The organism is Vibrio toranzoniae (genome assembly GCF_024347655.1).
Lineage (GTDB): Bacteria > Pseudomonadota > Gammaproteobacteria > Enterobacterales > Vibrionaceae > Vibrio > Vibrio toranzoniae.
Genome location: NZ_AP025514.1, coordinates 2788427 through 2801645 on the forward strand (window position 1 = coordinate 2788427; position 13219 = coordinate 2801645).

Genomic DNA, 13219 nt, shown 5'->3' on the forward strand with positions numbered 1-13219 from the left:
GACCTAAACTGCTCTACTCGAACTCAAATTGATAGAGAAGGTCTACGGCACTGTCTAGGCCAGATACCGCTTCAACATAAAGGTCCTGCATTAATCGGTAACGAACGGTAAACTCACCTAAAGAGTTAAAAATACCGACACCATACTTCACCTGCAAGCCAGGCAGAATGTAGCCACTGACAGTCACTTGAGAGTCATCACCTGAACCGGCAGTATCCAGTTGTAAATCTTGTACACCAAATGCCTCACCGATTTCGCCAACAACCTTACCGCTTTTCGCCAGACTCAAGCCAATTAAGGTTGTCGTCATCGAGCCATTCGACTCCCCATCGATATCTTGACCACGCAAAATATAAGACAGCGCGTTGGCTTGCGGCATTGCAGGGTCAGAATAAATCTCGATGGCTGGCTCTGCCGCAGGGCCCGTCACTCGAATCCCTGCGATCACGTCATCCTGAGTATTATCCGGATTACGTATTGCATTTATCGCTACATATGGCTGATCTGGCGGTCCATTCATCAAAATTTTACCCTCTTTGATCAACAGGTCCTGTCCGAATGATCGGTAAGTACCACCCACAATGTTTACTTCACCTGTGATAAACGGCCCTTGGTCTTTTTGAGCGACATTAAGCTTACCGACTAAACCGCCTTCTAGGCCGAACGCAGAAAGTTTAAAGTCATCACCGATAGAGATATTAATATTGGTCATCACATCAAATGGGATCGTGTCTTCGCTTTCCGGCTCAAGGTCTTTATTCAAGATAACTTGATCAGAAGAGACGCCAACGGCTGACGGTGGTAAGTCTTCGACAACAATGCGTCCCCATGGTAATGCAATATCACCAGTGATTTTTGCCAATTCTGGGGTGACATCAATGGTCATATCAGGGACGACTTTCACCTTAACCATCGGTGGGATATCAACCATCAACTCATCAGCGAAAACTCTAACGTTAGAGTGCCATGCTTTAAGATCTTGCCAATCCCCATTCCCCTCTATATCAAGGTGACCATCAGGCGTTTCAACATTCGCATCCAGTTTTGCACTATAGCCATCAAAGTCGAGGTCGATACGGCCACCTTGAACATCAATAGGCGTTACATCACCTTTAACTTGAATGCCATCAACAGAGAACTGACCAAAAACTTGAGGATGCATCAAAGCACCTTTTACTTTTAAATCACTCTCAAGGTCGGCCTTCAATAAGCTGTATTCACCGAGAATCGGCTGTAAGAAATCCAGGTGGAAGGTCGTCAACTTAATGGCCGCATCAACCATTTTATCTTCTGCGAGAATGTCCGGTAATGACACCGTGCCAGACAGGTCACCATTGTCGGAAACATCCAACTTAAAATCGGCATCCAGTTTGTTGTCTTTCAGTTGGGCATTCAATGCAATGCTTTCCCAACCCAGTGTGATTGGCTCACCCACTTGTTGAACAACCTGACCTTTCGGCATATCAACGCTTACCGTAACCTCAGGCTCACCTTGCTCCGACCATTTAGCATGAGCGGTCGCATTCACTAAGCCCTGTAGTTGCGTCTCTTTAGGCACAAAAGCTTTAATCTGTTCGAAGTTGAATTGGTTGATCGCCAATTTCGCCTCACCCGATTTTCCGACACGAACGTCTTCATCCAAACACACGCTCGAACCCGATTGTTTCCAACAGTGCGCTTGAACATCGGCAAACTGCTTATCGACATCCGCCTTTATTGCGACAGGTTGATCTAACACCCAAGGGCCTTGCTGAGTGGTAATTTTGACTCTGTCTAACGAGCCATCCCAAATAAGAGAAGGCTTTTGAATCAATTCACCAGAAATCGCTAAGCTTGTCGACACGATGTCAGATATCACATCAAGTGTTACCGTATGCTTCTTCTCACCGCCACTCACCGTTAAGTCGATACTTTCAACGCTTTGCTCTTGATAGGTTAAGTTCTTGGCTTTTAATACAAGATCAGCTTGAGCTTCAGGTAATGGTAGGGGAACCACAGAGCCATTGAGCGACAACGACTCAAGTGTTGCCTCGCTATTCCAATCAACCTTATCGACATTTAAAGCAAGATCGACCTTCGGCTCTTTCGTTGGGCCGCTCAGTTGGATGTTACCAATCACTCGACCTTTCAACTCGGGGATACTTTTTAGAAGATCAGGGACGTAAATTTCAACGCCCATGTCCCATTGTTGATCAAGCTGACCCAAAGCCTTGATTGAGTTAACACCGTGAGCCAAACTCAAACCACTGGTCTTCAGTTTAGGTTCACCGCTCGCACTGCGATCCGACGCCGACAATTGGCCTTCGATATCCAGAGGATATTCTCGCAAGATCCCTTCAATATCCAACTTAGGCAGCTCAATCGCCCAACCTCCCGCTTCGGTCAATTCACCCGAGGTGACGATGCTTCCGCTAATGTTACCTTCGGCTTCTGGCCACTGGAGGCCAGGTTGAATATCTTTGAGCGTCACATCAGCTTGCCAGTTAACGAGACTCTTCCAATTCGCTTTAACGACACCGTTAAGTTCACCGCCTAGCGTGTTCAGCTTAAGACGCTCGAGCTCAATCTGTTCCGTCGTACCTTTACCCTGTAGATCGATGGCTAACTCAGGAATCTCCTTACCATCGGCTTCACCTTTAAGTTGAACATTGAAACCATCTAGTGAACCATCGGCTTTGAATTGCTCAATTGTCGCTTGGTAATCGCTTTTTCCGGTAAGGGGCCACTGCGCTTGCCCGCCCTCTAAAAGAAGGTCAAATGGCAGAGTCGGCTCTAAGGGTTGAATATCCCCAGACAACTTTGCCTCAATCAATTCAGAAAACTGAGAATCTAGGTTTAGCTTGGCAACACTCCCTTGTGCTTTCAGTGATAATTTCTGGCCTGCTAGGTCGGTTTCTTTAACCAACGCATCCAAAGAAAGATCTAACGGGTAACCTTCTTTCAGCTCAACCTTTACTGCAAGATTAGCGCTTGCTTGTGGCATATCGAGTTCTAAAGTTGAAACATCGACCGTATGTTTGCCTGCCTTAGCTTCGAGACCAAGGTGGTTGACGATAATTGGCGTTTCTTGATCTAAAGTGAAACGGTTTAGGTCAAAACGCTCCAGTACAACCTGTAAAGGAATCCAGACTTCAGGCAGCTCGATCGCTGTTTTAGCGGTTGATTCTGGCTCGACCGCTTCTGCTTGCGTTTCTTCTGTCGACTCAGCAAGTTTAACTTTCAGATCATTGAATAAAGTTGGCGATACCGTCAGCTTTTCACCCTGCATGCTCAGAGCTGTAGAGAACAAGCCCCATTCGATTTCATGACCTAAGATATTCAGTTTAATATCAGACAAAGCGACGCGATTGATCACTATAGGTAAAGGTGTTTTCACCGATGTCACTGGCGGAGCCGGTTCTGTTTCTTCTGTAGAGGCAGGAGGCAATTCAGTCAATGCGAAGTCTAAACCTTGAATCGTTAAACGGTCGACACACAACTTAGGGTCGAGTAAACAGCGAGGATTAATAGCCAGTACCAATTTTTTAACTTTGGTATCAATATGAAGGCTATCATCTTTAAACTTCACATTATTAAGCGTAAAGCTTGGGAACAGTGCCCCTTTGGTGCTTTCCACTTCAAGTTGTGGCAATGCTTTTTCAGCGCCCCATAGCACTGTGTTCAACCCTGGGTTAGTGAACAACACGAAACCGAGCAAGGCTATCAACAACAGCAAAATAGACGTCAATGAAATCGACGTCCACTTAATGCATTTGCCCATCACTTTGATCATAATTCTGGCCCTAAACTAAAGTGCAGTTGGAACTCATCGCCTTTCTTCGCATCTAGACCCCAAGCAAAATCTAAACTCACAGGACCAACAGGCGACGCCCAGCGAACACCCACACCAGTACCATGTTTCCATTCAGGTTTATCATTGAATGCATCACCAATATCGTAGAAGGCGGCTCCCCACCAGTTTCCAACCAATCTGTATTGGTATTCAAATGAGCTGGTGGCAATGTATTTTGCCCCCGTTAGTGCGCCACTTTCATCACGAGGAGAGATAGATTCATAGCCATAACCACGAATACTATTGTCACCACCGGCAAAGAACCTTAGTGAGGGAGACAACTTATCAAATTCATCGGCAAAGTTACCGCCGAATTGAAGTTGAGTTAAGCCTCGGTGATTGTCACCAATGCTGCGAATCCATGCCGTTTGTCCCTGAAAACGCACCACTCGAGTTTCAGACAACAAGGTGTCATCTGCAGCTTCCACCATGATGGTTTGTTTATCGCCCCACATTGGCATCGAGCCACCACGAGTTCGAGTTCTTGAGAAAGAGATCCCCGGCAACACGAATTGCGCTAAGTCATCTTGCAGACCTTGCTCATAGTTTTCGAGCAAATATCGAATAAAGACAGTGCGCTGCCAGCCATTATCAAGACGCCAATATCTTTCTAACGCTAAGTTTGACTCCAAACTCTTAGTATCACGGTTATCTAAATTCTTCATTCCGTACTTAACTTGATAATAATCATTAAGAACATCATCTAGCGGGATTTTATAAGTCGCGGTTATAGTCTGCTCAGGCTTAGAAATTGACAGACTACTATTGAAACTGTGACCACTGGCGTTAACCCACGGTTTCTTCCATTTGAGAGTGCCTTTTACACCAAGGTCGGTTGATACACCGATACCCGTTTCGATTTGGTTACGCGATTGTGGAGCAAGGCTCACCTTCATCGGAATTTCACGGCCTTCGCCCAATTGACTTAAATCCGGTTCAACAAACACAGAAGAGAACCAATCCGTATTGGACAGGTTTTGGTTATACTCGCCGACTTTGGTAATCGAGTAAGCATCTCCATCTTTAAAAGGCTTAAGAGATTGAACTTTGTCTTCCTCGATCTGGCTACCAGTCACCTTCGTTTCACCAAAGTGGTAGCGAATACCACTGTTGTAATGCAATCGAACATATGCACGATTAAGTTCCGGGGCGACTTCGAGTTTACTCACTTCATAAGTTCCATCAAAGTAGCCTTTCGCCAAGCCAAGGTTACGCACTGAAGACTTTAACGAATCGTAATTACCATGATTGAGAACCGATCCTTTAGACAAGTTACTTTTTGCCACTAAAGCCAAAAAGTCGGGATCATCTTTTGCTTCTCCGCTGAGCACGATATCAGAGGTATAAATTAGAACAGGCTCGCCCGGTTCAACAGACACAATAAGCTCAGAATCATCTTCAGAGCGAGAGAATGTAATACTAGGTTGGTAATAGCCCAAAGCATTAAGCGCTTCTTGAATCATGGATTCCAAGCGTGATTGGAACCTAAGCGAAACTGAATACTCCTCTTCGGGAATGGCACTTAAATAAGCATCCACATTGTCTTCAAGCGCACCTTTAACCCCTTCAATTCTAAGGGATACATCAGCGTAAGCGAGTGTCGAGGACAGCAGAGTGCCAATCAGAACTGGTAAAGTTTTTCTTATCATGTTTAATTGGTTGAAGAAGTTATCAGTACGTAAATGAGTGAAAATAAATCATACCGTTAAAAGGGCACTGAGTCTGTAATAAATCCAGTAATAACACGGTCTAATTTGAAGACTTAATCAATATTAACCAACCGTTAATATCAGCCTACCGTTCATAAAAACCAACGCGGTAAACGTATGCAAGAAGGAACATAACATGCTAAACAAACAACCTCTGGTGTCCGCAGCAACCGCATTACCGGGAAATGCTGACCCAATCCGAATCACTGAGCGCCATTTCGTCAATCAGACCGACTTGCTAGATACCCCTACAGGTTCTCAACAAGAAGTCCTGCTTGGCATGGGATGCTTCTGGGGAGCTGAGCGTTTGTTTTGGCAATTGCAAGGGGTTGTCTCTACCTCTGTGGGTTACGCAGGTGGATACACAGTCAACCCAACCTATGAACAAGTATGCTCAGGGCAAACTGGCCATACCGAAGTGGTTCGTGTGATTTTTGACAGCAAACAAACCTCTTTAGCGCGAATACTAGAGACTTTCTGGGAGCGTCATGACCCAACTCAAGGCATGCGCCAAGGCAACGATTTGGGAACTCAATACCGCTCCGCTATCTACACTTTCAGCGAAGAGCAACAGTCTATTGCCGAGCACTCTAAACAAGAATATCAAAGAGCTATGACTGAATCTTTAGGCAACGAGATCACAACGGAAGTTCTACCTGCGGGAAAATATTTTTTTGCTGAAACCTACCACCAGCAATACTTAGCTAAAAACCCTAACGGTTACTGCGGACTAGGTGGAACAGGGGTTTGCTTCCCGCCACAATAGAGGGCAGTTAGGCACCCTCCTCAAACGATATCCATTAAAAAAGGGCTTCCATTAGGAAGCCCTTTTCGCTGTTAATCTATTTGAAGCAGGACCAATCAATAAAGTCCAGTTACATCGGCAGCGCAGCAATCGTGCCGTTCACTTCTTTAAAAATAGTAAGCTTTTGTTTGTCAGAGACTTCAGGAAGAAGCACCTTGCCTTGGTCGAAGCGAAACTCTCCAACACCTTCGATGGCAAATTGGCCCTTGAACAGGACTTTAACGAAACGCGCCACTTGATGTGGGCGGTAAGTAGAAAATTTTCTTAACATAATACAACCTCAATTCCATTTGAGTACTACAGTCACGCACCTGAACACCACTGTATTTAAAGCACATTTAATCGCTAATTCCTTTAGCAAACAGCAAGATAATCTATTGTTCATCTTGATATTGATGCATTATACCTTTTGGTAACAAGCCTGCAACTTATTTCTACATCGTACGATAAAAAAGTTAAAGAGGCATTTTTCAAATTTCATATTATACTTCCAGTGCAAATAAATAAGCGGAACAAAAATATAATGAAAAACAAAACTCTACTGGCTTTTCTAGCCGCAGCCTCTCCACTCTTCGCCAATGCTCACAATCTATCTGTAGGTTCAACTCTACCTGCTGTCGATGTTAGCAACTATGGTGAAATCGTTCTAAACGACGGCAATACCGGATATCAAGCTTGGGCAACCAGCAATCTCCTAGGTAAAGTGCGCGTCGTTCAAGCTATCGCTGGCCGTAGCAGCTCTAAAGAGCTCAACGCACCACTGATGGCAGCCATCACAGCATCGAAGTTCTCAGAAGACAACTACCAAACTACCACCATCATCAACCAAGATGATGCTATTTGGGGTACGGGTTCTTTTGTTAAATCGTCAGCAGAAAGCAGCAAAGAAGAATTTCCATGGTCTTCTATGGTGTTAGACGAAGATGGCACCGTTGCTTCATCTTGGGCTCTGAAAGAAGAGAGCTCAGCGATTATCGTTCAGGACAAACAAGGAAAAATCTTGTTTGTTAAAGAAGGTGCGCTTAACGAATCAGAGGTCACGCAAGTCATTGAATTGATTAAAGCGAGTCTTTAATCAGATATTCACCTCTTTTTCGATACCTTATCAAAGGATATTGTTATATTGTAACAGTATCCTTTTTTAATTCTGTGGTTAATCATCCTCATGTGGCAAGACACACCCAACAATGTGAAACGCAAAACAGGCTTCTTGCTTGGGCTGATGCTCATGCTAAGCGTGTTAGCCGCAACACACATGGTGGACATTGACCCGGAGCACCACACCTCGCATCACTGTGAGCTGTTTTCGATAAATCAGTTCATTACGGCACACTCGCTGCCACAAGTTCCAGAGTTTCATTCAGAGTTTACTGCCTTTATCACAGAGTCAGTAACCTCACTACAGCGCCTCTATTTCGCCTATCTAGCGCGCTCTCCTCCTGTCAAAAACACTTAATTACCACTACTTTTTAATTAACCTTTATTCAGGAAACAAAACATGAAACCTTCTATTTTAGCCGTTGTTATCGGCATGACTGTCTCTACTAATGTTCTAGCAAACGAAGAATTCCGCTCTCATGGTGCGCACGTACATGGTCAAGTTGAAGTAAACATCGCTCAAGACGGGCAAGAACTGCTGGTTGAAGTAACAGCACCAGGTGCCGATGTGGTTGGCTTTGAACATGCTCCAGAAACAGCAGAGCAAAAGAAAGTGCTTGAACAAGCTATCGCACAACTGAACAAGCCAGACGAGTTGTTTAGCTTTAACAATGCGAGCTGTACTCTGAAATTTAAATCAGTGACTAACACGCTAGAAGGCGACCATGATGATCATGAAAACCATGACCACGCTGAACACGCTGAACACGCTGAACACGGCCATGATGACAACGAAGGCCATGACCATGCTGAACACGATCATGACGACCACAAAGACCATGAACACGCTGAACACGCTGAACACGCTGAACACGATCATGACAACCACAAAGACCATGACCACGCTGAACATGATCATGACGACCACGACCATGAAGGCCATGACCACTCAGAAGGCGGCCACGGTGAGTTCACTGTTGAGTACCACTATGAATGTTCAGATATTGCTAAGCTAGATACAGTTAGCACTCAGTGGTTCTCTAAGTTCAGCAACACTGAAAAAATGACGGTGAACCTACTAACAGACACTGCTCAAGTGCAAGAAGTACTTAACGCAGAGCGTATTAGTTTCCGATTCTAATCACGCCTAGATCGGATTAAACGTAAATAAGCAGCCAAGTAAGTACCTACTTACTTGGCTGTTCAAATCGGTGTGCTCTAGGGAATTTATGCTTCTAATTGCTGTCCAGTAGATACACCGCTTTAATTATTGGAGCTCGCATGTCTTCTGACAGTTCATCACTTGTGGTCAAACTCGAAAATATTAGCTTTCGTTGGAAGCCTGAATTACCACCTACACTAGAGATCCCTTCTCTACACATCCAAGCTCAAGAGCACCTTTTCATAAAAGGGCCAAGTGGTTGTGGCAAATCTACATTGCTAGGGTTGCTGACTGGAATCAACCAAGCCGAGCAAGGTGAAGTCTCTATCTTAGGCCAAGACCTGACTCAGCTTACACCTCGTCAAAGGGACAAATTCAGAGCCGACCATATAGGTTATATATTCCAACAATTTAACCTGCTCCCTTACCTGTCAGTGATCGACAACGTGACGCTTCCTTGCCAGTTCTCAAAGATTCGCAAGCAGCAAGTTGCTGAAAGTCAAAGCAGCCTGCAAGCCACCGCTCAAGAATTACTATTACGATTAAAGCTACCTCAAGCTCTAATGGACAAGCCCGTTACTGAGTTGAGTATTGGTCAACAGCAACGTGTCGCGGCAGCTCGTGCCTTAATCGGACAACCAAAGCTCATCATTGCCGATGAACCGACATCCGCTCTGGATCACGACAACCGAGAAGCTTTTATCGAACTGTTACTAGAGCAAGCCGATCAGGCAGGTTCTACTCTGATCTTTGTGAGTCATGATCCAACACTAGAAAAACTGTTCACTCGAACCATAGATTTAAAAACCATTAACCAAGCTAAGGTTGTCGTATGAAAGTCATTACTCACTTAGCCTTAAAAAGCGTACTCAATCGTAAAGCCACCGCTATTCTAACCATTCTCACCGTGGCCGTGTCCGTCATTCTCTTGCTCGGTGTAGAGCGCGTGAGAACCGAAGCCAAGAGCAGCTTTGCTAATACTATTTCAGGTACAGACCTTATCGTCGGTGGCCGCTCTGGTCAGGTAAACCTTCTGCTTTATTCTGTATTTAGAATCGGCAATGCGACCAACAATATCGATTGGAAAAGCTACCAAGAATTTAGCCAACACAACGCTGTAAAGTGGGCGATACCCATCTCATTGGGAGATTCGCATAAAGGCTTCCGCGTGATGGGTACTAACCATAGCTACTTTGAAAACTATCGCTATGGAAGTAAGCAACCACTCACTTTCCAGCAAGGAAAAGAGTTCAATCAGCTATTTGATGTGGTAATTGGTGCTGATGTCGCGAAGAAGTTAGATTACAAGATTGGTGGTCACATCATTCTGGCGCACGGTATTAGTGATGTGGCCTTCAGCCGACACGATAACCTGCCGTTCACGATTGTCGGAATACTCGCACCAACCGGAACACCGGTAGATAAAACGGTGCATGTGTCGTTAGAGGCAATTGAAGCGATTCACGTTGGCTGGGAGTCGGGGGCTAACCTCGGTCACACACCAGATGCTGAAACGTTAAAGACTTATGATTTCCAACCTAAACAGATTACTGCGATGATGGTTGGGCTTAAATCTAAGATCCAAACCTTTGCACTGCAACGAGAAATCAATAACTACCGCCAAGAGCCTTTAAGCGCAATTATGCCAGGCATTGCGCTTCATGAATTATGGGGAATGATGGCAGTAGCAGAGCAAGCACTACTGATTGTGTCAGGGTTTGTTGTTGTCGCAGGCTTACTAGGCATGCTGAGTAGTCTACTCACTAGCTTGCAAGAAAGACGCAGAGAGATGGCTATTCTTCGTGCAATGGGAGCAAGGCCTCGCCACGTCTTCGGTTTACTGATCAGTGAAGCCAGTGCCCTGACCTTTCTAGGAATCACACTAGGCGTCTCACTCTTATTTGCCCTGATCGCAGTAGTTGCTCCAATTGTACAACAAAGTTATGGTATCAACATATCGATATCCGCCATTACATCTCATGAATGGAAACTGCTCATGTTGGTACAAACCGCAGGAGTCATCATCGGCTTTATTCCCGCTTTCCGTGCATACCGTCAATCATTGGCAGATGGCATGACCATTCGAATCTAATTAGGAACCTATGATGCAACGCAAACTTCTACTGATACTTGGGCTACTTTTGTTCCCATTGATCAGCACAGCTCACGCTGAAACCGCACCGACTGACGAATCGGTATTAACTCTGGATTGGATTGATTTGATTCCGGAATCAGAACGTGCTCAGTTGGATTCGTTCGGCATGCCGACAGTTAACCACGACAGTATGGACAAACCTCAACAATCGACACTTGGCGCTGTTCGCCCTGAGCTGAATGGCAGCACAGTAAAGATTCCTGGCTTTGTGATTCCATTGGAAGGTGATGAAAACATGATCACTGAATTTCTGCTGGTACCGTACTTTGGCGCATGTATCCACGTGCCGCCACCGCCGCCAAACCAAATCATCTACGTGAAGTTCCCTAAAGGTGCACCAATACAGCAGCTATGGGATGTGATTTATTTAGTCGGTACGCTAAAAACCGAGTCAATAAGCCACGACTTAGCTCAAACAGGTTATCTTATTGAAGGCACAGCGATTGAAGAGTATGACGATATGTAACCATTAGAAGGGTGGCTCAAGGATGAGCTACCGTTACCGAACAAGTGATATTATTCAATAACAGTTTAATAACTAAAACTTTCGTCTAAGTTATACGATGTAATTAGACAAATAAGCTAGAACACCAACATAAGTAACAAGTAATATCCCTATACCAAGCTGTTTCTTCAGCTTATTATCATCCACTTGATTCATAACTCCCCCTTGATAATTACAACAAATTTAACATTTTATTATCATTATCAAAAGTGAAATTTTGTTGAAGTCTTCAACTCTGCACGCAAAATCTAGCCACTAATAAGATAAAGAGTTACATTTTAGGCAGTTAAATCGTCTCCTACGGTACTTTTATGTCTGAAACCAAACAGCCAGTAATTATTGAGCATGCAAGTGATGCACAGCATAAGCATGATAAAAAACCTCATATTGCCGACAGTGCAAGCAGAATGCGGCATATCGCACAAAGCTTCGGCTTAGATTCCTTAATCAGTCATAGTGTAAAACCAAGCGATAAAGCTGAGAGCACGCTTATCGAACGAGCCCTATTGCGTGAGAAAAAACGTAAGGAGCTGCGTCAAAAGAATCTAGAGCAGATTCTCAAATTGGCGCACTCTTCCTGTAAGGATGAAGCCGCGGGAGACCCGGATCAGGACTGGCTATACCGTTTTTTCGATATGGCGCAAGAGATCCACAATACATCGATGCAAAGACTCTGGGCTCAGGTATTAAAAAGAGAAGTTACCAATCCAGGCTCAACCTCTATGAAGGCGCTGAAAATATTGCAAGACATGACCCCAAAAGAAGCATTAACTCTGCAAAGAGCAGCTTCACTGGGCTGCAGTTTTGGCAGTGATAACAGCAGGAAACTATTACTTGGTTTTAAATCTCATGCTGGAATATTCAGCTTCGGTAAAAGAGACTCCACCAACACCATCAACCTAGGTGGACACAACCTGCCCTACTCTAGCCTGCTTCACTTAATTGAGATCGGTATCATTCTAGGTACTGAATTAGAGTCTGGTGAAATTGATTTCGATCCAGCGTTGCACCTCACTTACCAAGGTAAGAGCATGTCACTGGCACCTATATCAAAAGGGGTTAAGTTGATTTACTACCGATTTAGTCCAACAGGCAATGAGCTGTGTACCTTACTTGGCAACAAACCCAACATGCAGTACTACGACCAACTGATTACTCTGTTGAGCCAAAAATTCACGGTACAGACAGAAACGAAAAGCACCGTAAACTACACTGTTTAGCAATATGATTGAAGAGATAGGCTTGCAGTCTCGACACAACCAAGGCTACGTTACTGAAAGGGACATTCAATACATGGCTAAGTAAGCGTAGTCTCAGTCATACCACTCAACTCAATTGGCTAAAATGTTGCGCTTCTCTAAAGCGTCAATACACAGCTCGACTAGCTCATCGAGTGTTTTCTCTCCCGCGGGCAGATCTATCTCAGGGCTCTGCGGCGCCTCGTAAGCTGAGCTAATGCCCGTGAAATTCGGGATTTCTCCAGCGCGCGCTTTCTTATACAGGCCTTTGGGGTCACGCTGCTCACACACCTCAAGTGGTGTATTTACAAACACCTCTAGAAATTCACCCTCCGGCAATAAATCACGCACTAACTGTCTTTCCGCCTGATGTGGCGAAATAAACGCTGACAACACGATCAAACCTGCGTCCGCCATCAATTTAGCGAGTTCACCAATACGACGGATATTCTCTCGACGGTCTTGCTCAGAGAAACCAAGGTCACTACATAGTCCATGACGAACATTATCGCCATCCAATAAATAAGTATGGTAACCAAGCTGTGCCAAACGGTTCTCTAGTGCCCCCGCGACTGTCGACTTTCCAGAACCAGACAACCCCGTGAACCAGAGCACGGCGGGCTTTTGTGATTTCAAATCAGCACGGAATGTTTTATCAATCGAGTGTTGGTGCCACACAACATTCTCATCTTTTGGCTTGAGTACTGCAGTCATA

At 44.8% G+C, this 13219-nt stretch carries 12 protein-coding genes; 8 read left to right on the forward strand and 4 right to left on the reverse strand.

The features are described 5' to 3' along the window. Positions 1–13: 13 nt before the first annotated feature. Together tamB and tamA are read right to left on the reverse strand one after the other, a co-directional pair. Entirely contained in the window at positions 14–3772 is a 3759-nt protein-coding gene (gene tamB / locus OCU50_RS12615) for an autotransporter assembly complex protein TamB (RefSeq protein ID WP_060468689.1), read from the reverse strand. Beyond that, positions 3769–5481 carry an autotransporter assembly complex protein TamA gene (gene tamA, locus OCU50_RS12620; protein ID WP_060468690.1) on the reverse strand — a complete coding sequence of 571 codons (1713 nt, stop codon included), beginning with the start codon at positions 5479–5481 and terminating at the stop codon, positions 3769–3771. Before tamA ends, tamB begins: the two co-directional genes overlap by 4 nt. Before the next feature lie 196 nt (positions 5482–5677). Between tamA and msrA the strand changes: the two genes are divergently transcribed. Then, positions 5678–6307 carry a peptide-methionine (S)-S-oxide reductase MsrA gene (msrA, locus tag OCU50_RS12625; RefSeq protein WP_060468691.1) on the forward strand — a complete coding sequence of 210 codons (630 nt, stop codon included), beginning with the start codon at positions 5678–5680 and terminating at the stop codon, positions 6305–6307. 109 nt (positions 6308–6416) lie between these two features. On the opposite strand, the gene OCU50_RS12630 is transcribed toward msrA, so the two are convergent. Next, the gene (locus tag OCU50_RS12630; RefSeq protein ID WP_060468692.1) at positions 6417–6617 is read right to left on the reverse strand and encodes a DUF1107 family protein; all 201 of its coding nucleotides are present in this window, start codon (positions 6615–6617) and stop codon (positions 6417–6419) included. A 252-nt stretch (positions 6618–6869) separates the two neighbouring features. Here OCU50_RS12630 and OCU50_RS12635 point away from each other — a divergent pair, with 252 nt between their 5' ends. The 7 genes from OCU50_RS12635 (at position 6870) to OCU50_RS12665 (ending at position 12486) form a co-directional block, all read left to right on the forward strand. Next, the gene (locus OCU50_RS12635) at positions 6870–7421 is read left to right on the forward strand and encodes a YtfJ family protein (protein WP_060468693.1); all 552 of its coding nucleotides are present in this window, start codon (positions 6870–6872) and stop codon (positions 7419–7421) included. 90 nt (positions 7422–7511) lie between these two features. Further along, a complete protein-coding gene (locus OCU50_RS12640) occupies positions 7512–7802 on the forward strand; it encodes a DUF2607 family protein (RefSeq protein WP_060468694.1) in 291 nt (96 codons plus the stop codon). A 42-nt stretch (positions 7803–7844) separates the two neighbouring features. After that, positions 7845–8585 (forward strand): zinc uptake protein ZrgA, encoded by a 741-nt coding sequence (gene zrgA, locus OCU50_RS12645; RefSeq protein WP_060468695.1) that lies wholly within the window; start codon positions 7845–7847, stop codon positions 8583–8585. 140 nt (positions 8586–8725) lie between these two features. Beyond that, a complete protein-coding gene (locus OCU50_RS12650) occupies positions 8726–9442 on the forward strand; it encodes an ABC transporter ATP-binding protein (protein WP_060468696.1) in 717 nt (238 codons plus the stop codon). After that, positions 9439–10698: an ABC transporter permease gene (locus OCU50_RS12655; RefSeq protein ID WP_060468697.1), complete on the forward strand. Its 1260-nt coding sequence runs from the start codon at positions 9439–9441 to the stop codon at positions 10696–10698. The genes OCU50_RS12650 and OCU50_RS12655 overlap by 4 nt, the downstream gene beginning before the upstream one ends. Positions 10699–10711: 13 nt before the next feature. After that, on the forward strand, positions 10712–11227 hold the full coding sequence (locus OCU50_RS12660; RefSeq protein WP_060468698.1) for a DUF3299 domain-containing protein: 516 nt from the start codon (positions 10712–10714) through the stop codon (positions 11225–11227). 350 nt (positions 11228–11577) lie between these two features. Then, the gene (locus tag OCU50_RS12665; protein WP_060468699.1) at positions 11578–12486 is read left to right on the forward strand and encodes a TIGR03899 family protein; all 909 of its coding nucleotides are present in this window, start codon (positions 11578–11580) and stop codon (positions 12484–12486) included. A gap of 111 nt (positions 12487–12597) precedes the next feature. On the opposite strand, the gene cysC is transcribed toward OCU50_RS12665, so the two are convergent. After that, a complete protein-coding gene (cysC, locus tag OCU50_RS12670) occupies positions 12598–13218 on the reverse strand; it encodes an adenylyl-sulfate kinase (RefSeq protein WP_060468700.1) in 621 nt (206 codons plus the stop codon). Position 13219: the final 1 nt, after the last annotated feature.